This window comes from Mycobacteroides saopaulense, from assembly GCF_001456355.1.
In the GTDB taxonomy this organism is placed as follows: Bacteria; Actinomycetota; Actinomycetes; order Mycobacteriales; family Mycobacteriaceae; genus Mycobacterium; species Mycobacterium saopaulense.
In genome coordinates this window covers 2604184-2626843 of the sequence record NZ_CP010271.1, presented here as the reverse complement: position 1 = coordinate 2626843, position 22660 = coordinate 2604184, and the positions used below count along the sequence as shown (strand labels likewise).

Here is a 22660-nt window from a genome sequence, read left to right as displayed (position 1 = left end):
CCCGTTGATCGCGCAGTACCGCAGCGCTCGCGCGCAGGGCGCACTGTTCGAGGTCGGGCGCCGAGGCAGCCAGGTGGGTTACGACGAGTTCCTGGCGCCGGACGGCAGCGTCCGCCCGGGCTGGACCGACCTGGCCGACGCCATCGCGCAACGCGGCCGCCCGGGTCTGGACCGACTGCTGGACCGGGTCCGCACCCTGGTCGACAGCGACGGCATCACCTACATGGACTCCAGGCGTGTCTCGGCGGCCGGGCCCGACGCTCCCGCCCATCCGGTGCCGTGGCGACTGGACGGGCTGCCACTGCTGCTGGACCCGGACGACTGGAATGTCCTGGAGGTCGGACTGACCCAGCGGGCCACGCTGCTGGACGCCGTTCTGCACGACCTGTACGGCCCGCAGGAGCTGATCAGTTCCGGTGCGCTGCCGCCGGAGCTGCTCTTCGCACATCCCGGATACGTGCGCGCCGCCCACGGGATGGCACTGCCCGGGAGACATCAACTCTTTCTGCTCGGGTGTGATGTCGGCCGCACCGCCACCGGTGACTATCGCGTCAACGCGGACTGGACACAGGCGCCGTCCGGTGCGGGCTACGCGATGGCGGACCGGCGGGTGGTCGCGCACGCTGCTCCCGATCTGTACGAGAAGGTGGCGCCGAGGCCGACCTCTTCTTTCGCGCAGACACTGCGGCTGGCGCTCATCGACGTGGCTCCCGAATCTGTGGAAGACCCGGTGGTGGTGGTGCTCAGTCCCGGCATCCACTCGGAGACGTCCTTCGATCAGGCATACCTGGCTTCAGTGTTGGGTTTCCCGCTGGTCGAGTCCGCGGATCTGGTGGTTCGCGACGGCAAGCTGTGGATGCGCTCGCTGGGTACCCTGCGCCGGGTGGACGTGGTGCTGCGCCGTGTGGACGCCGACTACTCCGACCCGTTGGATCTGCGAGCCGATTCACGGTTGGGTGTAGTGGGTCTGGTCGAGGTGCTCCGTCGCGGCGCGGTGACCGTCGTCAACTCGCTGGGCAGCGGAGTGCTGGAGAATCCCGGACTGGCACGTTTCCTGCCGGACCTATCACAGCGCATACTCGACGAGCCGCTCGCTTTGTCCGGCGCACAGTCTTGGTGGGGCGGTATCGACGCCGAGCGCTCGCATCTGCTCGCCAACTTGGACTCTCTACTGGTGAAATCGACAGTGGGGGAAGAGGTTTACACCGGACCATTGGAGTCCGCGCACACCCTGGAAACACTGCGGTCGCGCATCGAGTCGGCCCCCTGGCGCTGGGTCGGTCAAGAGCTCCCCGAACTGTCGGTGGCCCCGACGTACCTGCGCTCCGGCGCGCTCACCGCCGCGCCGGTCGGTATGCGTCTGTTCACGGTGGCGCAGCGCGGCGGGTATGCGCCGATGATCGGTGGCCTCGGCTATGTCGCCACCTCCGGGTATTCCGGGTCGACGCTCAACAGTTCGGCCGCCAAAGACATTTGGGTTCAGCAGCCGGATCGTGATCAGACCGAGCGGGCGCTGACGGTAGCTCCGTTGGATCTGCCCAGCGGACGGTCGACGGGGTCCGACGCGGTCAGCTCGCCGCGCGTGCTGTCCGATCTGTTCTGGCTGGGCCGGTACGGCGAGCGTGCGGAGAACCTGGTCAGGTTGCTGTCCGTGACACGGGAACGGTTCCACGAGTACCGCTATCGGCAGTTCATGGAGGCCAGTGAATGCGTCCCGGTGCTGTTGAAGGCGTTGGGCGACATCACCGGCACCGATACCGGATCCGATGACCTGGGAACACAGCTGTGGTCTTTGACGGTGGACAAGGAACGGGCCGGTTCGTTGGCGCAGTCGGTGGAGCGGCTCGGTCTGGCCGCCCGTGCGGTCCGCGACCAGATGTCCAACGACACGTGGATGGTGCTCGGCGGCATGGACAGGGCCATCGCGGCCGGAGCGGCCGAGTACGACGAGTTCACCCGATCCGGTGACGTTCCCACCCGTGCCGATGACACCGTGCTCGCGGCGACTCAAACCCAGGTGCTGGCAGGGCTTCTCGCGCTGTCGGGGCTGGCGGCGGAGTCGACGGTTCACGATATCGGCTGGACCATCATGGATATCGGGAAGCGCATCGAACGCGGCCTCGGCCTGACCGCGCTGTTGCGTTCCACTCTCACCGCCGTCCGTGGTCGTGCGGCCGACCAGTCGGTCACCGAATCCACGCTGGTGGCCTGCGAGTCCTCCGTGATCTACCGCCGTCGCACCCGGGGCAAGATCAGCCTGGAGGCAGTGGCCGACTTGCTGCTGTTCGACGCGGACAACCCCAGGTCCCTGCTCTACCAGGTGGAGTCACTGCGCACCGACCTCAAGTCGCTGCCCAGTGCCTCGGGAACCTCACGTCCGGAGCGACTGGTGGAAGACCTGGTGACACAGCTGCGCCGAATCGACCCGGCCGATCTGGACACGGCCGGAGAGGACGGGCAGCGCGAGACCTTGGCTGAAACCCTCGACAACGTCCATCAGGCACTGCGTGAATTGTCCACGGTGGTCACCGCCACCCACCTGTCCATGCCGACCGGAATGCAGCCCTTGTGGGGTCCCGACACGAGGCGGAGGCTGCCATGATTCGCTATCAGGTGACACATCGCACCCTGTATCGATACTCCGACGATGTCACCAGCTCGTACGGGCGTGGCTATCTCACGCCGCGTGACACCGATTGTCAGCGTTGCGAATCCAGTGAGTTGATCGTCGAGCCGGACCCGTCGGACAGGTCCGCAGGCAGGGATCTGTACGGGAATCTGAGCTCCTACTTCCACGTCACCACGCCGCACCGCGAGCTGACCGTCACGGCGCACTCGATCGTCGACGTCGAGAACCCGGCGCCGCCCGGAGCGGGCTGGCAGCAGGCATGGGAGTTGGCCCGTCCGGCCTGCGGCGCGCCCACCGGGGCGGCGGCGCTGGCCACCGAGTTCGTGCTGGACCTGGTGCCTCCGGAGATCACCGAAGAGGTACGTGCCTACGCCGCAGTGAGTTTCACTGCCGGTCGGCCATTGGGCGAGGCCGTCGTGGACCTGATGGGCCGCATCTACCGCGACTTCGAGTACCGCTCCGGTTCGACCACCATTTCCACCAAGGTCAGCGAGGTCTTGGCGGCGAGGGAAGGGGTGTGTCAGGACTTTGCGCGGATCGCGGCCACCGCACTGCGCACCCAGGGGTTGGCGGCGCGCTACGTATCCGGTTACCTGGCAACGAATCCGCCGCCCGGGCAGCCCCGCCTCGTCGGCTCCGACGCCACTCATGCCTGGGCGGCGGTGTGGGTCCCGCCCGACGGCTGGGTCGCCTTCGACCCGACCAATGACACGATGGCCGACGAGCGGTATGTCACCGTCGCATGGGGCCGCGACTACGCCGATGTTCCGCCCTTGCGGGGCATCATCTACACCGACTCCGACAGCAGCACCATCGAAGTCTCGGTGGATGTCGCACCTTGCGAGGAGAATTCCGTTCATGCGTGACTTCACCTGCCCGCAATGCGGCCAGCACTTGGCGTTCGAGAACTCGGTGTGCCTGTCCTGCGGCAGTCACGTCGGATTCTCACTCGACGAGATGGCGCTACTGGTCATCGCGGACGACGACGTTCCAGGATTCGTCGACGGCGAAAACCATCAGCTGTGTGCGAACCTGCATGTCGCTGAATGCAATTGGCTGGTCAACGGCACTGGTACGGCAACGTTGTGTGCCTCTTGCGCGCTCACCCGGACCCGGCCGAGCGACAGTGATTGCACGGCATTGCCGGCATTCGCGGAGGCGGAGGGAGCCAAGCGACGCCTGATCGCCGAACTCGCCGAGCTGCGACTGCCCGTCACCGGGCGCGACATCGACCCCGAGTTCGGGCTGGCCTTCGACCTGTTGTCCAGTGAACAGGAAAAGGTCATGACGGGGCATCACAACGGAGTGATCACCCTGGATCTTGCCGAAGGCGACGATGTTCACCGCGAGCAGCTCCGCGTCTCGATGGACGAGCCGTACCGCACCCTTCTCGGGCATTTCCGCCATGAGATCGGGCATTACTTCTACTACCGGCTGGTCGGAAGCTCTTCGGACTATCTCGAGAGGTTCCGGGGGCTGTTCGGCGACGCGGACGCCGACTATCAGGCCGCGCTCGATCGGCACTACCAGCAGGGCGCACCCGAGGGATGGGAGGCGAGTTTCGTCTCTTCCTATGCCACCATGCATCCCGCCGAAGACTGGGCGGAGACCTTCGCGCACTACCTGCACATTCGGGACACCCTGGATACCGCCGCATCCTTCGCGCTGGCGCCCGCGGGCGGCACCTTCGATCGCCGGGTACTGGGTCCCAGCGGATTCGACACCATCATCGAGATGTGGCTGCCGCTGTCGTGGTCGCTCAACATGGTCAACCGGTCCATGGGCCGTGACGACTTGTATCCGTTCGTGCTGCCGGTCCCGGTCCTGGAGAAGATGCGCCTGATCCACGAGGTGGTCATGGCGGCGGGCGACACCGCCGCCTGACTATCCGCCCGGGTAACCGAATCACCGCAGGTAGAGGCCTGGCAAATATCTTGAGGTGAATATCGCGATGAGTGTGTGCGGCCCCACAGTCTTATAAAGACGGGGTATGGTGAGACGGTAATGACGACATTATTGGCAGACCCCGTCGCGCAGGTTATCGCCACAGCCGAGGAGTTGCTCTCCAAACGCGCGGGGGCGACGGTCACGCTTGCTGAACCCGAAGATCTCGGTGGCAGCGGGCCTGCGATCGTCATCCGGGTTCGCGCTGTGCAGAACCCGTTCGCGTTGCCGAAGTCGATGGTGATCAAGCAGGTGCCCGAGGGCGGATCCGATGCCGCGGTGCTCCGCGAGGTGGTCTCGTATCAGTTCGCAAATTCCTTGACGGCCAAGCATCGGCCGGGTCCGGAGCTGGTTGCCTATTCCATTGCCGACCGTCTCATCGTGCTCACCGACCTGGGTTCGGCGCCGACCATGTCCGAGCTGCTCGCCGAGCGCAATCGTGCTGCGATAAACCACGCGCTGATGGCGTGGGCGCAAGCCCTGGGGCGCATGCACGTTGCCACTGTCGGGCGGGAAGGCGACTTTGCTGCGCTGCTCCGTCGGCTGGACGTCAAGAAGATCGACGTCGACCCGTCGCAGCAGCGCCTTGGCGGGGCCGAAACCATCGCGCCGCTGCAGCAGATCCTGAGAAGCGAGTACTCCCTTGAGGTGCCATCGGCGCTGATTTCTCGCTTGCAGCAAACAGCTGAATTCTTCGGGAAGGGTGGGGTCCGGGCCTTCAGTCCCTCCGAGGTCGCCCCGGACAACATTCTCGTCACCGAACACGGCGTCCGAATCCTCGACTACGAATGGGGCGGATTCCGCGACATCGTGTTGGATATCGCGCACGCGCTGACCGTCTATCCGGAGTTTCTGGGCGCCGCGGAACGTGAAGAAGTCGCCGAACTCGATGATGCGATGACCGAAGCGTGGCGCTCCGATGTTGTGTCCATCGCTCCGGCGCTGGCCGACGACGAGACTCTCACGCGACGCATCCTGGACGCGCGACTGATGTGGGTGTGGCTCGCCACCCATGAGTACTTCGCGGTGGATGTTGACCTCGACGATGACGAAGACACGGTCGTGTTCGGGAACCCCGCACCCAGCCATCCCGCGCTGCTGGGCCGATGGACGGCGTTGCACGCGGCGGCCGAACGGGTGGGCGATCAGCTCGTGGCCGAGCATGCCGCTGCCGTCATCGCGGGGCTGCGTGGCGAGACCCTCATCGAGGACTAGCGTCTCGGCTCATTCGGTCAGCCTGATCTTATGGCAGACTCTCGAATAGGCTGTGCGCGAGTATCTTTCAGCCGATCAAAATGGCTGATACATTCCCTAAAGTGTCGAGTGTCACACTTGTACGTCATCCAACCTGACATACAAGGCAGGTCCTGCCGCTGACTTGACACATCAGGACACGCCGGGTTTATCGCGCACCTCCGATCTCCATAGCCTCGACGCTGTTCGCCATGACAGCGTTGTCATCCGCTGCGAAAAATAGTCCGCGCGTAGATATTTGAGGTGACTGGTGACATCGCACAACATTGCGTTCTCGGAGGATCTTGACCTCGTCTTCGAGGCCATCGAATCGGTGGCCACCGAAGAGCTTCCCGAGCTCACCCCCGAGGCCGAGATCGCCGATCTGGGCTACAGCTCGGTGCAGACCCTCGAATTCCTGACGCATATCGAAGAAGCCACCGGGGTGCGGCTGCCGCCGCGTGAGCTCGTCAGAGTGAGGACGATCTCCGACCTGGCCGCGGTTGTGCGCACACACCTCACCGCCGAGCTCGCGGGCTGATGGACGCGCGCCGCGGGAACGGTCCGTCGGAACCGCTGGCCATCGTCGGCATGGCGTGCCAGGTTCCGGGGGCCGGGGATGTCCGATCCTTCTGGCAGATGCTGCTGCGCGGTGAGAGTGCCGTCGGACAGATCCCGCGGGAGCGCTGGGAGCACGGGCCCTTCTTCGATCCGGAAGGCAAGCGCCCCAACACCACCTACACCGATGTGATGGCGGCGGTCAGCGGTATCGACCGGTTCGATCCGCTCAGTTTCGGGATCTCGCCGCGACAGGCTGAGGTCATGGATCCGCAACACCGCATCTTGCTGACCACCACGCGTGAGGCCTTGGAGGACGCCGGGTTCGATCAGCAGAGTTTCGCGGGCCGCAGGGTCGGCGTGTACGTCGGCATCTCTACATCCGACTTCCGCGAGGTGGTGGTGAGTGCGCCGCTGCGTGGGGTTCAACTGGGAGCGGGCGAATTCGGGGATTCCCCGAATCTCGCCGACATCGACTCGCGGGCACTGACGGCCGATGTTCCCGTGGTGCGTCCGTTCACCATGCCGGGTTCCCTGCTCAACATGTCGGCCGCGATGATCAGCAGAGCCTTCAATCTGCGTGGTCCGTCCATGGCGGTCGACGCGGCCTGTGCGTCATCGCTGGTGGCGCTGAACAATGCGGTGCTGGCCTTACGATCGCGGCAGTGCGAGGTGGCCATCGTCGCCGGAGTGCACCTGAACTTGGTGCCCGACTCGCTGGTGATGTTCTCCAAGATCGGTGCCGTCTCGAAGTCCGGTGTGTGTGCGCCCTTCGACGCGGGAGCCGATGGCTTTGTGCTCGGTGAGGGTGCCGGCGTCATCGTGCTGGCCCGAGAGGACACCCTGCCCGCGCGAGGTGAGGTGCATGCCTGGCTGCGTGGGGTCGGATGCAACAACGACGGTGCCGGGGCGGGACCCATGGAACCGCAGGCCGCGGGACAGCGTGCCGCGATCGAATTCGCGCTCGCGGATGGTGGCCTGCAACCCGGGCAGATCGACTATGTGGAGGCGCACGGTACGGCCACCCCGGTGGGTGATGCCGTGGAGGTCGAGTCGTTGAGCTCGTGCCTGCCGCACCGCGGGGATCTGCCGCGGTATCTGGGTAGCGCGAAAGCCAATGTGGGGCATGCCATGTCTGCGGCGGGGATCATCGGGCTGATCAAGACCGCCCTGGTGCTGCGCACCGGTGTCATACCGCCGCAGCCGAACATCCGCGAGCGCCGCGATGGTCTGAACCTGGAGGAGCGGGGTTGGCGGATCACCGAATCCGCGACCACCTTGCCCGAGATGCCGACGCGTCCGCATGTGGCCGGTGTCAATGCATTCGGATTCGGCGGAACCAACGTGCACGTGCTTCTGGAGGCGCCGGGGCCCACCACCGCTCAGAACGTGGTTACCCCACGCGATTCCTGGGTGATACCGATTCGCGGCGAGAACGTACGCGATGTCGAGGTGCGCTGCCAATATCTGCTTGACGACATCGACGCCACGCCCGATCTGGATCTCGGCCAGGTGGCCCGGACACTGTCCCGTCGCGAGGACCGTGGCGTGGAGTTGTTGATCGTCACCGGATCCATCCTGGAACTTCACGAACATCTACGGGCAGCACTGGCCATCCTCAAGGCCGACGGCGAAATGCCGGTCCGGATAGGCGAGGACGTCTGGTTCCGGAAAGCCAGGCCGACGTCCGAGGCCCCGCGGGTCTGCTTCCTGTTCACCGGTCAGGGAGCGCAGAACGTCAATGAGCTGGCGTCATTGAAAAATGCTGTGCCCGAGGTGAATGCGACAGTCGAGCGTCTTGCCGCAGCGGCGGACAGCCCGGGGTTGCTCGACGTGATGTATCCGGCTGAGCTCACCGTGGAAGCCGAGATGGAGCTGGCCAGTACCGATCGCTGCCAGCCCGCGCTGCTGATCACTCAGTTGGCTCTGGCCGAGCACCTGGCCAGTGCCGGCATCACGCCGGACGTGGTGCTCGGACACAGCGTCGGCGAATTCGCGGCGGCCGTGGCCGCCGGAGTGCTGTCCGATGAGCAGGCGGTGAGTTTCGCCGCCCGGCGAGGGGAAGCGATTGTCGAAGCGGATATTCCGGCCGGAGGGATGATCGCCTGCCGGGGCGAGGAGACGGTGCTGCGTGCGCTCGTCGAGGCCGTCCCGTCGGTGTGGGTGGCCAATCACAACGCCGCCGATCAGACCGTTCTGGCAGGCACCACCGACGGATTGGCCACCGCAGGCGCCCTGCTCACCGCCGCCGAGGTGGCGCATAAGGTGTTGAACGTCTCGCACGCCTTTCACAGCCCGCTGCTGGAACCGGCCAACCAGGCAATCGTCGGGTTGGTGGACGGGCTCGCTCTTGAGGACCCGAAAACCGCATTCATATCGTGCATCTCGGCCTCTGCTTACTCGAATGCCGAGGAGATCAGGGAGCGCTGGCGTGAGCACGCACTCGCATCGGTGCGGTTCTCCGATGCACTTGGCACTCTGCGCGATACCGAGACCGTGTTCGTTCAGATCGGCGCCGGGAATGCTCTGCTGAACCTCGTGCGATCGGCCGGCGTGCCCGCCGATCATCTGGTCGCCGTGGACAGTGCCGAGCACACACGTCTACTCAATCGACTACGGGCCCAATTGCGTTCGGTGGGGGTAAGTGTCGACTTGGCCGGAGCCTCCGATCATCGGGGTGCGCTGCTCACCGCGCGACCGGTTCCGGCCAAGTCGCTGTGGCCGGTGAAGAAGCGCGCGACACGACGCAGTGTGGCGGCCGGCGGTCCGGACAGCTCTGAGACGAAGCGGACACCGTCCGCACCCATTGGGAAGGAATCATCACTCGTGCAAGACATCATCTCGTTGTGGCGTGAACAGACCGCGCTGCTGACCACGGTATTGGGCGGTCAAACAGTCGAGCTGCCGCCGATCGTCCAGGCTGCTCCGGCGATACCCGCCGTTGTGGCGCCGTCGGCGGTGGTGAATTCGCCGCGCACGACCGTGGCTCGAGATAACAATGCGCTCAAGGAGATCGCACGCATCGGTTCCTACGACGCTGCCGCGCTGACGCCCGGACAGGCATTGGTCGGCGATCTGGGTTTCGACTCGCTGATGCTCACCGACTTGTTCAAGACCCTGCAGAAGGACAATCCCGAGCTGTCGCTGAAGGACTTCAGCCCCAAGGACCTCACCGTCGGCCACGTCGTGGCATTGGCCGCAGGTGAGCCGGTGCTCCACACGGACGATGAGGTCCTCGATGGAGCCGCGGTCGAGAAGGTCGCTCGCGAGCGCACCATCACGGACTTTCCGGAATGGCAGGCGCTGGACAAGCGATTGCGGGACTTCGACAGCGACGGCACACAGAACCCGTACTTCACCGTGCACCAGCAGGTCGTCAACGACACCACCCGGGTGGGTGACCGGGTGCTGATCAACTTCTCCAGTTACAACTACCTCGGGTTATCGGGCGACGATCGTGTGACTGCTCGCGCCCAGGAGGCGCTGAGCCGTTATGGCACATCGGTTTCCGCGAGCCGCCTGTTGTCGGGGGAGAAGCCGGTGCATCGCGAACTGGAGGCGGCCATCGCACGGCTGTTGAAGGTCGAGGACGTGGTCACGCTGGTCGGTGGGCATTCCACGAATGTCACCATCATCGGCCATATTCTCGGCGAGCAAGACATCGTGCTGCACGACGCGCTGGCCCACGACAGCATCATGCAGGGCTGCCGTCTTTCCGGTGCGACGCGCCGTCCGTTCAAACACAATGACGCCGCCCATCTCGACCAGTTGCTCACCACTGTTCGCGATCGTTACCGCCGCGCCCTGGTGGTCATCGAGGGCGCGTACAGCATGGACGGCGACATCGCGGACCTTCCGGCGTTCATCGAGGTGGCCAAGCGGCACGACGCACTGCTGATGGTCGATGAGGCGCATTCCATCGGCGTCCTCGGCGCGGGTGGTGGCGGCATCGGAGAACACTTCGACGTGGACCGCGCTCAGGTCGACATCTGGATGGGCACACTGTCGAAATCGTTGTCGAGCTGCGGTGGATATCTTGGCGGATCCCAGGCGCTGATCGAATACCTGCGGTACAGCCTGCCCGGGTTCATCTACAGCTGCGGACTGCCACCGGCCTCGGCCGGGGCATCCCTGGCCTCGATCGAGATCCTGCAGGCTGAGCCGGAACGTGTTGCGACACTGCATGCCAACGCGGATTACATGCGCGCGGCCTTCGCGGCCGCTGGGCTCTCATTCGGCGATAGCAGCGGAACGCCGATCATCCCGTTCGTGGTGGGCGACTCCCGCAGATCGCTGCTGTTGGCCGCCCAACTGCGCGAGGCCGGCATCAACGTGGACCCGATCCTGTATCCCGCGGTGCCCAACGATCAGACACGACTGCGCTTCTTCGTCACGGCAAGCCATAGTTTCGATCAGATCGACCGCACCGTGAAAATCCTTGCCGGCCTTGTTCAACCCGCAGCGCAACACCTGAACGGAGCGTGACGATGTTCGATATCGACAACCCGCGATCATTGGTTACCGCGTTGCAGGCCAACGCCGCATCGACGACTCGAGGACTGACCTTTGTCGGCGACGATCGCCGTGAGGTACTGGTGCCTTTCGCCGCGCTGCTTGACGAGGTGGCGCGCGGCGCCGGTGCGCTGGCCGCGCAAGGCATCGCCCCGGGTGAGCGGGTGGCGCTGGTGGTGCCGGACACCCGCGAATTCGTCACCGGGTTCCTGGCGATCGTGTGGCTCGGCGCGATACCGGTGCCGCTGTACCCGCCGACCAGCTTGGGCAAGCAGGACGCCTATCTCGATTTTCTCGAATCGGTGTTGTCTTCCAGTGGATCTCGCGGTCTGATCACGCCGCAATGGGTGGACGAGGTATTGAGTCTGACAACCAGGTTCGGTGAGCAGGTGGCGGCCGTCGTCCACACCGAAACCGTCACCGCCGGTGGTGACTACGTGGACGCGGCCCTGCGCACAGCCGACCAGATCACCTTTCTGCAGTTCACCAGCGGCAGCACCGGGAAACCGAAGGCCGTGCAGGTGACCGATGCCTCCCTGTGGGCCAACGCGCACTCCTTCCTGACCAACTTGCGGTGCCTGGAGCCGCAGAAGTACCCCACCGAACGTCTGGTGAGTTGGCTGCCGCTGTACCACGATATGGGCCTCATCGGGCACTTCCTGAGCGTGGTGCTGTTCGGGCTGCAAGCCACCTATCTGCCCACGCTGGCATTCCTGCGCGACCCGGGCGTCTGGCTCGATACCGTGTCGCGGCATCGCGGAACCGTCTCATTCGCGCCGAATTTCGCGTTCGCGCTGACCGTCAAGAAGGCGGTGGCACCCGAGACCGGCTGGGACTTCTCCAGCATGCGCGTGTTCGGCTGCGGTGCCGAGCCGATCAACGCCGACGTGCTGGATGCGTTCATCGACGCGTACGCGCCATACGGGCTCAGGCAGGAGGCGGTGATGCCGGCCTATGGCATGGCCGAGGCCACCTTGGCGATCACCTTCGACAGCTTCGCCGACCGTTTCCAGCGCTTGCCGATTTCCGGTGCCGCCTACCGCAATGAGGGCCTCGTCGTGCCTGCCGCGGTGGGGGATGACGTCCTGACCTTCGTCAGCTGCGGGAAGACACTCGATGATCGCCACGGTGTGCGGATCGTGGACGCAGCCGGACAGGAGCTGCCCGAGGGTCGCGTGGGCGACGTCCAGTTTCGGGGACCGTCCGTCGCCGCGGGGTACTTCGAGAACGAGGAGGCGACCCGAGACGCGTTTGGTACCGACGGGTGGCTGCGCACCGGCGATCGCGGATTCGTCGTCGACGGCAATCTCTATGTCACCGGGCGCAAGAAGGACATCCTCGTCGTCAACGGCCGCAACTACGACCCGCAACAGGTCGAGTGGGCGGTGGAGGACGTGCCGGGAATACGAAAGGGCAATGTCGTGGCCTTCTCGGTCCCGGGCGAGATCACCGAGCAGGTGGTGATCGCCGCCGAACGCTCCAGCGCCGATGACGCACACATCGCCCAGATCAAGCGATCGGTGTCCGATCGCACGCGCCTGGCACTGGCCGACGTCGTGTTGCTGCAGCCCGGTCAGCTGCCCAAGACCTCCTCGGGCAAGGTGCAGCGGTCCCGCACCCGCGATCTGTATGTGCAGGGGGTGCTGACCGATTCGGTGGTGGCCACCCGCACCCACGCGCACGCGGTCCCGGTCACGGTCTAGTCACGCGGGCGCGTCGCAACGCGATGGGACATGGACGCATTCCTACGATCGCCGGGTGGCTGACCGTTATGGATCCGACGTCCTCTCCAACAACCCGCACGCCCCGCGACGTGTGCAATCGACCGAGGTTGCCGCGACCGTGGGCACGGTCGTCGAGGACGCCCAGACGGGATTCGTGGGCGCCGTGGTGCGCATCGAGTACGGGCGGATGGATCTGGAGGATCGACACGGCCGAGTTCGCGGGTTCCCCGTCGGCCCCGGGTACCTCATCGACGGCAAGCCGGTCATTCTCAAAGAACCGCTGCGGCACACACCCACCAAGGTGACCCGGAGCGCTTCGGGATCGGTTGCGGTGCACGGCCTCAAGGCACGCACCGCGCTGGCCAGCCGAATCTATGTGGAAGGCCGCCACGACGCCGAACTCGTCGAACAGGTGTGGGGCCACGATCTGCGTGTGGAAGGCGTCGTCGTGGAGTACCTGGGCGGGGTGGACGACTTGGCGGCCATCGTGAAGGAATTCCAGCCCGGCCCGGGCCGCCGGCTCGGGGTACTGGTCGATCACCTGGTGAAGGGATCGAAGGAGTCGCGTATCGCCGAAACAGTGCAGAAGGGCCCCTACGGCGCACACACCTTGGTGGTCGGGCACCCGTTCGTCGACATCTGGCAGGCGGTGAAGCCCGAGCGGATCGGCCTGCACGCCTGGCCCACCGTGCCGCGGGACATCGAATGGAAGCACGGCATCTGCCAGGCGCTCGGCTGGCCGCACGGCAGCCAAACCGAGATCGCAGAGGCCTGGCGCCGAATCCGGGGGAAGGTGCGCACCTGGACCGACCTGGAACCGGCCCTGATCGGCCGTGTGGAGGAACTCATCGATTTCGTCACGCAACCGGCGGGCTGAACCCGTCGGCCCGACGTGGTAAGCCTGAGACGTGTCAGACAGCCTGTTCGACGTGCCCGGGGGCGATTTCGGTGCCCCCACGGACCCGGGGGTGCCGCCCAACGCGCCGCTTGCCGTCCGGATGCGCCCCGCGGCTCTCGATGAGGTGGTGGGGCAGGGGCACCTGCTCAAGCAAGGGTCCCCGTTGCGTCGTCTGGTCGACGGCTCCGGGGCGGCCTCGGTCATCTTGTACGGACCGCCGGGCACCGGGAAAACAACTCTCGCATCGTTGATTTCGGGGGCCACCGGCCGCAGGTTCGAGGCGTTGTCGGCGCTGTCCGCCGGAGTCAAAGAGGTGCGGGCCGTCATAGAAAACTCCCGCACCGCCCTCGCTTATCACGGCCAGCAGACGGTGTTGTTCATCGACGAGGTGCACCGGTTCTCCAAGACGCAGCAGGACGCGTTGCTGGCCGCCGTGGAAAACCGCGTGGTGTTGTTGGTGGCCGCCACCACCGAGAACCCCTCCTTCTCCGTGGTGGCGCCGCTACTTTCGCGCTCACTGATCTTGCAGCTGCAACCGTTGGCCGACAACGATATTCGCGAGGTGCTCACCCGGGCTGTCGCCGATGAACGCGGGCTCGGTGGGGCAGTGGCCGTCGACCCCGAAGCGCTGAGCCTGCTGGTGCAACTCGCCGCCGGCGACGCGCGGCGGGCGCTGACCGCCCTGGAGGTCGCCGCAGAGGCTGGTCAGACGGTCACCGTGGAGGTGGTCGAGCAGTCGGTGGATCGAGCCGCAGTGCGCTACGACCGCGACGGCGACCAGCACTACGACGTGGTGAGTGCCTTCATCAAGTCGATCCGTGGCTCGGACGTGGACGCCGCATTGCACTACCTGGCGCGCATGCTGACCGCGGGGGAGGATCCGCGTTTCATCGCCCGGCGGCTGATGATTCTGGCCAGCGAGGACGTCGGGATGGCCGACCCCACCGCGCTACCCCTGGCCGTGGCGGCGGCGCAGACGGTGCAACTCATCGGCATGCCGGAGGCGCAGCTGACCCTCACCCACGCCACCATCCACCTGGCGACCGCGCCGAAATCGGGGGCGGTCCCGGCTGCGTTGGGTGCGGCGATGGGCGACATCCGTGAGGGCAAGGCCGGGCTGGTTCCGCCCCATCTGCGCGACGGGCACTACAGCGGGGCCGCCAAACTCGGCAACGCCGTCGGCTACGTCTATCCGCACAACGACCGCGACGGTGTGGTGGCTCAGCAGTACCCGCCGGACGAGTTGGTGGGCGCCGACTACTACCAGCCCACCGATCACGGCAACGAACGCGAGATCGGATCGCGACTGGACAAGCTGCGCGCCATCATCCGGCGCGGGATCACGCGCTGACCCACACAGTCGGCATACTGGACGACATGGCATTGGGTATGCGTTTGGCTGCGGGCGGACTGCTGGCATCACTGGCCGTGATCACAGCACCGGCACTGGCGTGGGCGGACCCGGAGCCCGAACCCGGCCCCGAGCCCGTTCTCGAAGACCCGGCTCCGCCGCCCGCGCCGGTTGACCCGTGGGTGGAGCAGTACGGACGCGATGTCGGAGCCGGTGCCGCCGGAAATGCCGCCGAGGCGGGCGCCGGCATTCTGTTGAGCCCGTTCCTCGGCCCGTTCACGGGATTGGCGACCGCACCCATCGGCGGTGCCGTTGACAACTCGATTCGCTACGCGCCCGAGGCCCCCTAGCGGGCGGCCGGTTCAACAGTCTGCGGGCACGAAAAAAGTCGCAATTGCTGCGATCGCTACCTGCGGCCATTCATATGTGTCGGGAGTCTGTTTGCGGTTAGCTCGGCGCCCTGTGACGAAGTAGATACTCGGTGGCGGTGCCGGCTGACCTTGGCGTATACCGGCGGTAGGCGGACACACCGGTAGGGTGGTCCGGTCAGATTCCCCAGCTACACCCAAGGACGACATGCAGACACACGAGATCCGGAAGCGATTCCTGGACCACTTCGTGAAGGCCGGTCACACCGAGGTACCGAGCGCCTCGGTGATCCTCGATGACCCCAACCTGCTGTTCGTCAACGCCGGCATGGTCCAGTTCGTGCCCTTCTTCCTGGGACAGCGGACGCCGCCGTACAACACGGCCACCAGTGTCCAGAAATGCATTCGCACCCCGGACATCGACGAGGTGGGCATCACCACCCGGCACAACACCTTCTTTCAGATGGCCGGAAACTTCTCCTTCGGTGACTACTTCAAGAAGGAAGCGATCCGCCTCGCCTGGACGCTGCTGACCAACCCGGTGTCCGAGGGCGGCTACGGTTTCGATCCGGAAAAGCTCTGGGCCACGGTTTATCTCGACGACGACGAGGCCATCGAACTGTGGCGTGAGGTCGCCGACCTGCCGCTGGATCGCATTCAGCGCCGCGGCATGGCCGACAACTACTGGTCCATGGGCATTCCCGGCCCTTGCGGCCCGTGTTCGGAGATCTACTACGACCGCGGCCCCGAGTACGGCATCGAGGGTGGTCCGGAGGCCAACGAGGACCGCTACATCGAGATCTGGAATCTCGTGTTCATGCAAAACGAGCGCGGCGAAGGCACCTCGAAGTCTGACTTCGAGATCCTTGGGCCGCTGCCGCGCAAGAACATCGACACCGGTATGGGTGTCGAGCGCATCGCCTGTCTGCTGCAGGGCGTCGACAACGTCTACGAGACCGATCTGGTGCGGCCCGTCATCGACTGCGTGGCGGCGGTTGCCCCGCGCGGGTACGGGCAAGGCAGTCACGAGGACGACGTGCGCTACCGCGTCATCGCGGACCACGCGCGTACTGCGGCGATCATCATCGGCGACGGGGTGAGCCCCGGCAACGAAGGCCGCGGCTATGTGTTGCGCCGCCTACTACGCAGGATCATCCGTTCCACCAAACTCCTTGGCGTCGAGCAGCCGATGATGGGCCAGCTGATGGCTGTTGTACGTGACGCCATGGGCCCGTCATACCCGGAGCTGGTCACCGATTTCGAGCGCATCAACCGCATCGCGGTAGCGGAGGAGACCGCTTTCAACCGCACCCTGGCGTCGGGCTCCAAGTTGTTCGAAGATGCCGCGGACAAGACCAAAACGGCAGGCAAAACCACTCTTTCGGGCACCGACGCGTTCACGCTGCACGACACGTACGGCTTCCCGATCGAGCTCACCCTGGAGATGGCCGCCGAGGCCGGACTCTCGGTGGACGAGAACGGCTTCCGGGGCCTGATGAACGAGCAGCGGCAGCGCGCGAAGGCCGACGCCGCCGCCCGTAAGCACGCCCATGCCGACCTGACGGTCTATCGCGAACTCGTCGACGCGGGCCCCACGGAGTTCACCGGATTCGACGAATTAGATTCGGCGGCAAGGATTCTGGGCATCTTTGTCGATGGTGCCCGGGTACCGGTCGCCTCGGCGGGCGCCGAGGCCGAAATCGTGCTGGATCGCACCCCGCTGTACGCCGAGTCGGGTGGCCAGATCGCCGACGTCGGTTCCATTCGTGGAGACGGGACCAATGCCACCTCGCAGGCAAAGGTCTCCGATGTTCAGAAGATCGCGAAAACACTGTTCGTGCACAAGGTGACGGTGGAATCCGGTGAGTTCGTCGAGGGCGATCAAGTGGTCGCCTCGGTGGATCCGCACTGGCGTCACGGCGCGACCCAGGGCCACTCGGGTACCCATATGGTGCATGCCGCGCTACGGCAAGTATTGGGCCCCAACGCCGTTCAGGCAGGATCGCTGAACCGTCCCGGATACCTGCGTTTCGACTTCAGCTGGCAAGGTGCGCTGTCCGACGCCCAGCGCCAAGAGGTCGAGGACGTCGCCAACAAGGCGGTCGAGGCCAACTACCCCGTCAACACCTTCGTCACCGATCTGGACCAGGCCAAGTCGATGGGTGCGATGGCGCTCTTCGGCGAGAACTACGGCGACCGAGTGCGCGTCGTCGATATCGGTGGACCGTTCTCGTTGGAGCTGTGTGGTGGCACCCACGTGGCGCATTCCTCACAGATCGGCCCCGTGACTCTGCTGGGGGAATCCTCGGTGGGCTCAGGTGTCCGTCGCGTGGAGGCGTACGTCGGACTCGATGCGTTCCGCTATCTGTCGAAGGAACGCGCGCTGATGGCGGCGCTCTCGTCGAGTTTGAAGGTGCCCTCCGACGAGGTTCCCGGGCGTGTCGCCACGCTGGTGGAGCGGCTCAAGGTGGCCGAAAAGGAGCTCGAACAAACGCGTTTGGCTTCGGTGAAGGCTTCGATCGCGACACTTGTGGACAACGCGGAACGCATCGGCAACGCCACGGTGGTGGCGCACCGGCTACCCGACGGAACGGGTGCGGGCGATCTGCGCAGCCTGGTGGGGGACATCCGCGGCCGTCTCGGCAGCGATCCCGCCGTCGTCGCGTTGATCGCCGCGGGCGACGGCTCGGTGCCCTTCGTGGTGTCGGTCAATCAGGCGGCCCAAGACGCCGGGCTGCGCGCCAACGACCTGGTGGCCGCGATCGGCCCGGCCGTGGACGGCCGGGGCGGAGGCAAGGCCGATACGGCACAGGGTTCCGGTAAGGATCCCTCCGGCATCGACGCGGCGCTGCAGGCGTTGCGTGACCAGATCCGCCGGGCCTGAACCGAGTGCCCGATACCGCAGCTCCCTCCCCGGATCGTCCAGGCCCCGACGACCCGGGCCGAGGGCGTCGTCTCGGCGTGGATGTGGGTACCGTCAGGATCGGCGTCGCGTCGAGCGACCCGGACGGAATTCTTGCCACACCAGTCGAGACGGTCGCGCGGGATAGCAAGGAAGACAGTGATTTCCGGCGTATCGCCGAGCTGGTCGAGGAGATGAGCGTGGTCGAGGTCGTCGTCGGCCTGCCACGCAACCTGCGTGAGGGCACGGGGGCATCGGCACGCGACGCGGCCGGGTTCGCCCGCGAACTGGGTGAACGTATCGCCCCGGTGCCGGTGCGTTTAGTAGACGAGCGTTTCACTACCACCACCGCCCAGCGTTCCTTGCGCGAAGCAGGAGTACGGTCTCGTCAGCAGCGCGGCATCATCGACCAGGCGGCAGCGGTGGCCATTCTGCAGGATTGGCTTGAGCAGCGGCGCCGGTGCGGCGGTGATGAGGCTCTCGGACGAAGAGCGTCTGACAGTGAGGGGGGCTCGCGTTGAGCGACTGGCGCGATTGGGACGATCGCCAGGAGCAGGACGACGACTGGGGAGGCGGCCGCCGGGCCGTGCCGGTCGCTGTTGGCCCCCGCCCGCGTGAGACTCGTCGTGAACGGGCTCGGCGCAGAGCAGCGGCGCGTCGCCGGCGTAACGCGGGCCTGCTGGGCCTGGCGCTGGTTGTCATCATCACGGTCGCGGCGGTCGTCGGCGGAGCCAAGCTGTGGGACAGCCTGTTCGGCGCTGACGCTCCCGTTACCGACTACTCGGGGTCCGGCGTCAAGGACTTCGTTTTCGAGGTGCACCGTGGCGACACCACCAAGGTCATCGGACAGCGGCTGAAGGATGAGGGTGTGGTGGCCACCCCGAGCGCGTTCACCGATGCCGCGCAGGGCAATCAGGCCATCGCGGCGATCCAGCCAGGTTTCTACAAGCTGCGCACCAAGATCCCCGGTAAGGAGGCCGTCGCCCGTCTCGCGGAGCAGGAGAACCGGGTCGGTCTGCTGGTCATCCCCGAGGGCCGTCAGCTCGATGATGTCTCCGCGGTAGCCAACGGCGCGGTCACCGAGGGCATCTTCACCCTGATCGCCCGGGCCTCGTGTGTGGACCTCGACGGCGACAAGCATTGTGTGGCCGCCTCGGATCTACGTCAGGCCGCCACGACCGCGTCGCAGGCCGAGCTGGCGGTCCCGGACTGGGCGTCCAACGGTGTCAACGCCGTGCGAGACGATCACCGCCGCATCGAGGGATTGATCGCCGCCGGGCGCTGGGACTTCGACCCGATGGCCGAGCCGGAGCAGATTCTCGCCTCGTTGATCCGGGAGAGCAGCGCGCAATACCAGCAGCTCGGCCTGCTCAACGCCGACGCGGCCGGATTGTCGCCGTATGAGGTGCTGGTGGTGGCCTCGCTGCTGCAGCGCGAGGCCAAACCTCGTGATTTCGCAAAGGTGGCGCGGGTGGTCTACAACCGGCTCGCCAAGCATCAGAAGCTGGAATTCGACTCCACGGTGAACTACCCATTGGATCGGCAGGAAGTCGCGACCACCGACGACGACCGCGAGCGCAAGACACTCTGGAACACCTATGTGTCGCAGGGGCTTCCGGCCACACCGATCAGTTCGCCGAGCCCGGAGGCATTGCGAGCCGCCGAGCATCCCGAGCCGGGGGATTGGTTGTACTTCGTCACCATCGATGCCGAAGGCACCACGTTGTTCACCGCCGACTACAACGAGCACCTGGCAAATATCGAGCTGGCCAAGAAGAACGGCATCCTGGACAGTGCGCGATGAGCCACCCGGGCGAAGAGCATGAGTGCAGCTGACGTTCGCCGCGCGGCGGTGCTGGGCTCGCCGATCGGGCATTCGCGCTCACCGGATCTGCACCTGGCGGCCTACCGTGCGTTGGGTCTGGCCTCCTGGACCTACGAACGCATCGAGTGCACGGCCGAGCAGCTGCCCCATGTGGTCGGCGGCGCCGGGCCCGAGTGGGTGGGCTTCTCGGTAACCATGCCGGGCAAGTTCGCCGCCCTTGAGTTCGCGTCGAGTGCCACCGAGCGGGCCCGTTCGATCGGTGCCGCCAACACGCTGGTGCACGCCGGTGACGGCTGGCATGCGGACAACACCGATGTCGACGGGGTGTCCGGGGCACTGCGGAGCGCGAGCATCGACCCGTGCGGGAAGCCGGCGGTGATCGTGGGTGCCGGCGGGACCGCCCGTCCGGCGATCGTGGCGCTCGCGGCCATGGGTGTGCAGTCTCTCACCGTGGTGGCGCGTGACGCGGGCCGAGCTCGGGGCGTTGTCGAACTCGCCGAGCAGCTGGGCCTGCCGGTCTCGGTGCTTGGTTTCGACGATGCGGCGCTGTCCTCGGTGTGCCGATCGTCTGGGGTGTTGATCAGCACGGTTCCCGCAGACGGGGCCGCTCCCTACGCGCAGTCCCTGGCCGCGGCTCCGGCGATTCTCGACGTCATCTATCACCCGTGGCCGACCGAACTGGCCGCCGTGGCGCAGCGTCGGGGAGCGGTGGTGGTCGGTGGCCTGGAAATGCTGCTGAACCAGGCGTTCACCCAGGTGGAGCTGTTCACCGGGCAGGCGGCCCCGCGTGCGGCGATGGACGCGGTTCTGCGCTGACACTCCGCGCGTGCCTGAACATCCCTGAAGAGAGCGTTTGCACGCGCATTCGAGCATGTCCGCTGCTGGGGTCTCCCTACTCACCTGCGGTAATGAAATTTGTGGGACTTTCGGTCCCATCAGATGTTGCGTGGGATGCCGCGTCCCAGTAAATTGGTAGGCAATTCGAGGAGGAAGCAATGCCGCTTTACACCGTCCCCGGGCCGAGCGATTTCGACGCGGAGTACCTGCAGACACTGCACACGCTGTCCGAAGGCTCGGTGCGTCTGCACTTCGATCCCTTCACGGACATCGACTGGGATGCGCCCGATTATCAAATCGATCGCAACGACCCCCGCTGGGTGCTGAACCCCGAGCTGGACACCCTCGGCGCCACCCAGTGGTACCGGGATCTGCCCCTCGACCGTCAAATCGAGATCGGCCGCTGGCGATTGGCCAACAGCGTCAAGGTCGGACTCGCCTTCGAGAGCATTCTGATCCGCGGCATGATGCAGTACCTCATGAAGCTGCCGAACGGCTCGCCTGAGTTCCGCTACTGCCTCCACGAGATGACCGAGGAGTGCAACCACATCCAGATGTTCCAGGAGCTCGTCAACCGCATCGGTGACGACGTGCCGGGCATGCGCAAGTGGTTCCGCAGGCTGTCACCGATAATCGGTGTAGCGGGCGGTTGGGCCCATGTGGTCCTGTTCATCGGCATCCTCGGCGGTGAAGAGCCCATCGACCATTACCAGAAGTCGTTGATCCGCAAGGACGTCGACCTGCCGCCGGCCGTCCGGCGCACGATGGAAATCCACGTCGCCGAAGAGGCGCGGCACATCTCCTTCGCCGGTGAATTCCTGCGCGTACACATGCCGCTGATGAGCGCGCGCAAACGCGCTCTGTGCACCCTGCTGTTCCCGGTCGTCATGAAGCTGCTGGCCAACGAGATCATGATTCCGCCACGGAGCTTCGCCGCCGAGTTCGGTATCCCGCGTGAGGTTTTCAAGCAGGCCTTCTGGCGCAGCGCGCATGCCCGTCACACTCTTGCCGAGTATTTCGGGGATATGCGCAAGCTCACCGAGGACATCGGAATGCGGCCGTGGTGGGTGCGCCCGCTGTGGAAGGTGCTGCACATCGACGGTCGTCCGTCGCGGTACCGCAGCGAGCCGGATCGTTCGCCCGCGGGCACGCCGCTAGCGGTTGGCGCCTGACAGTTTGGCCAGTGCGGTCACGAGTTCGGTCGTCGGGTCCAGCGACACGCCGACCGAACCACCCGCTCCGTCCAACACGTACCAGACGTAGTTCGCGAGATCCTCGACGATCTCGGTGCGGTTGCGTACGGGCTCGGCTTCGCGCAACCATCGGGACAGCGAACCTTCGACCATGGTCACCACCGCATAGGTAACCGACTCGAACGGGCTGTAATCGATCCCGAGCATCTCGGTGATCGGGATCAGAACGCCTCGGACACGTTGCTCCATGCGGAGTTTGACTGTGCTGATCGCGTCGACGCCGGGATCCTCGTCGGTGGCGCCGGAGCGCATGAACTCATAACGATGCGGGTAGTCGGTCATCCAATCCAGAACCGCCCGAATGGTTCTGGTGGCGATATCGATGATCGAACCCCGGTTGACGTCCAGCTGTGAGGAGATTGTCGCGTCGAAGTCCTGCAGCAGATACGAGCGGATTCGGCGGTCCAGGTCCTCGCGTCCCTCGAACTGTCGGTACACCACCGACTTGGCCAGTCCGGCTCGCTTGGCGATCGACTGCACGGGAATCTCGGTGCCGGGCGGCGTTTCGTCGAGCAATTCGACGGCTGATTCCACGATTCGGGTCTGCCGAGCCGAGTTGTGCCGTTCCCAACGGGCCTCATGCCCGGTCAGTGAGCGTTCCTGGGCATTGGTATCCGGCACCGGCT

General features: G+C 65.6%; 16 protein-coding genes. 15 read left to right on the top strand and 1 reads right to left on the bottom strand.

What is annotated here, in order from left to right:
* The first annotated feature begins 4 nt into the window (after window positions 1-4).
* The 15 genes from MYCSP_RS13050 (at window position 5) to MYCSP_RS12980 (ending at window position 21953) form a co-directional block, all read left to right on the top strand.
* Window positions 5-2602: a circularly permuted type 2 ATP-grasp protein gene (locus MYCSP_RS13050; protein WP_162266362.1), complete on the top strand. Its 2598-nt coding sequence runs from the start codon at window positions 5-7 to the stop codon at window positions 2600-2602.
* Window positions 2599-3495: a transglutaminase family protein gene (locus MYCSP_RS13045; RefSeq protein WP_088415607.1), complete on the top strand. Its 897-nt coding sequence runs from the start codon at window positions 2599-2601 to the stop codon at window positions 3493-3495. The genes MYCSP_RS13050 and MYCSP_RS13045 overlap by 4 nt, the downstream gene beginning before the upstream one ends.
* Window positions 3488-4513, top strand: coding sequence for a zinc-binding metallopeptidase family protein (locus MYCSP_RS13040; protein WP_083017041.1), 1026 nt, complete (start codon window positions 3488-3490; stop codon window positions 4511-4513). The genes MYCSP_RS13045 and MYCSP_RS13040 overlap by 8 nt, the downstream gene beginning before the upstream one ends.
* A 120-nt stretch (window positions 4514-4633) precedes the next feature.
* Window positions 4634-5788: a kinase gene (locus MYCSP_RS13035; protein ID WP_088413918.1), complete on the top strand. Its 1155-nt coding sequence runs from the start codon at window positions 4634-4636 to the stop codon at window positions 5786-5788.
* A gap of 289 nt (window positions 5789-6077) precedes the next feature.
* Window positions 6078-6347 (top strand): acyl carrier protein, encoded by a 270-nt coding sequence (locus MYCSP_RS13030; RefSeq protein ID WP_070910402.1) that lies wholly within the window; start codon window positions 6078-6080, stop codon window positions 6345-6347.
* A complete protein-coding gene (locus tag MYCSP_RS13025; RefSeq protein ID WP_088413917.1) occupies window positions 6347-10849 on the top strand; it encodes a type I polyketide synthase in 4503 nt (1500 codons plus the stop codon). Before MYCSP_RS13030 ends, MYCSP_RS13025 begins: the two co-directional genes overlap by 1 nt.
* Window positions 10850-10851: 2 nt before the next feature.
* Complete coding sequence (locus MYCSP_RS13020; protein WP_083017045.1) at window positions 10852-12579, top strand: fatty acyl-AMP ligase; 1728 nt, start codon at window positions 10852-10854, stop codon at window positions 12577-12579.
* A 55-nt stretch (window positions 12580-12634) separates the two neighbouring features.
* Window positions 12635-13477, top strand: a complete 843-nt coding sequence (locus MYCSP_RS13015) for a DUF3097 domain-containing protein (RefSeq protein ID WP_088413916.1) — start codon at window positions 12635-12637, stop codon at window positions 13475-13477.
* 31 nt (window positions 13478-13508) lie between these two features.
* A complete protein-coding gene (locus MYCSP_RS13010) occupies window positions 13509-14849 on the top strand; it encodes a replication-associated recombination protein A (protein ID WP_088413915.1) in 1341 nt (446 codons plus the stop codon).
* Window positions 14850-14875: 26 nt separating this feature from the next.
* The gene (locus MYCSP_RS13005; protein ID WP_070910397.1) at window positions 14876-15199 is read left to right on the top strand and encodes a hypothetical protein; all 324 of its coding nucleotides are present in this window, start codon (window positions 14876-14878) and stop codon (window positions 15197-15199) included.
* A gap of 226 nt (window positions 15200-15425) precedes the next feature.
* Window positions 15426-18101 carry an alanine--tRNA ligase gene (gene alaS, locus MYCSP_RS13000; RefSeq protein ID WP_083017051.1) on the top strand — a complete coding sequence of 892 codons (2676 nt, stop codon included), beginning with the start codon at window positions 15426-15428 and terminating at the stop codon, window positions 18099-18101.
* 5 nt (window positions 18102-18106) lie between these two features.
* A complete protein-coding gene (gene ruvX, locus MYCSP_RS12995) occupies window positions 18107-18640 on the top strand; it encodes a Holliday junction resolvase RuvX (protein ID WP_083017053.1) in 534 nt (177 codons plus the stop codon).
* Window positions 18637-19923, top strand: coding sequence for an endolytic transglycosylase MltG (gene mltG, locus MYCSP_RS12990; RefSeq protein ID WP_070910394.1), 1287 nt, complete (start codon window positions 18637-18639; stop codon window positions 19921-19923). The genes ruvX and mltG overlap by 4 nt, the downstream gene beginning before the upstream one ends.
* Window positions 19924-19941: 18 nt before the next feature.
* Window positions 19942-20760, top strand: coding sequence for a shikimate dehydrogenase (locus MYCSP_RS12985; protein ID WP_083017055.1), 819 nt, complete (start codon window positions 19942-19944; stop codon window positions 20758-20760).
* A gap of 179 nt (window positions 20761-20939) precedes the next feature.
* Window positions 20940-21953: an AurF N-oxygenase family protein gene (locus MYCSP_RS12980; protein ID WP_083017058.1), complete on the top strand. Its 1014-nt coding sequence runs from the start codon at window positions 20940-20942 to the stop codon at window positions 21951-21953.
* On the opposite strand, the gene MYCSP_RS12975 is transcribed toward MYCSP_RS12980, so the two are convergent.
* Window positions 21936-22655, bottom strand: a complete 720-nt coding sequence (locus MYCSP_RS12975; protein WP_083017060.1) for a TetR/AcrR family transcriptional regulator — start codon at window positions 22653-22655, stop codon at window positions 21936-21938. The genes MYCSP_RS12980 and MYCSP_RS12975 overlap by 18 nt on opposite strands.
* Window positions 22656-22660: the final 5 nt, after the last annotated feature.

Excerpts from the sequence above, each read along its gene's own strand:
- MYCSP_RS13045 (WP_088415607.1), top strand. The coding sequence starts at position 2,599 with ATGATTCGCTATCAGGTGACACATCGCACCCTGTATCGATACTCCGAC.
- MYCSP_RS13040 (WP_083017041.1), top strand. The coding sequence starts at position 3,488 with ATGCGTGACTTCACCTGCCCGCAATGCGGCCAGCACTTGGCGTTCGAG.
- MYCSP_RS13035 (WP_088413918.1), top strand. The coding sequence starts at position 4,634 with ATGACGACATTATTGGCAGACCCCGTCGCGCAGGTTATCGCCACAGCC.
- MYCSP_RS13025 (WP_088413917.1), top strand. The coding sequence starts at position 6,347 with ATGGACGCGCGCCGCGGGAACGGTCCGTCGGAACCGCTGGCCATCGTC.
- MYCSP_RS13020 (WP_083017045.1), top strand. The coding sequence starts at position 10,852 with ATGTTCGATATCGACAACCCGCGATCATTGGTTACCGCGTTGCAGGCC.
- MYCSP_RS13005 (WP_070910397.1), top strand. The coding sequence starts at position 14,876 with ATGGCATTGGGTATGCGTTTGGCTGCGGGCGGACTGCTGGCATCACTG.
- alaS (WP_083017051.1), top strand. The coding sequence starts at position 15,426 with ATGCAGACACACGAGATCCGGAAGCGATTCCTGGACCACTTCGTGAAG.
- MYCSP_RS12985 (WP_083017055.1), top strand. The coding sequence starts at position 19,942 with ATGAGTGCAGCTGACGTTCGCCGCGCGGCGGTGCTGGGCTCGCCGATC.
- MYCSP_RS12980 (WP_083017058.1), top strand. The coding sequence starts at position 20,940 with ATGCCGCTTTACACCGTCCCCGGGCCGAGCGATTTCGACGCGGAGTAC.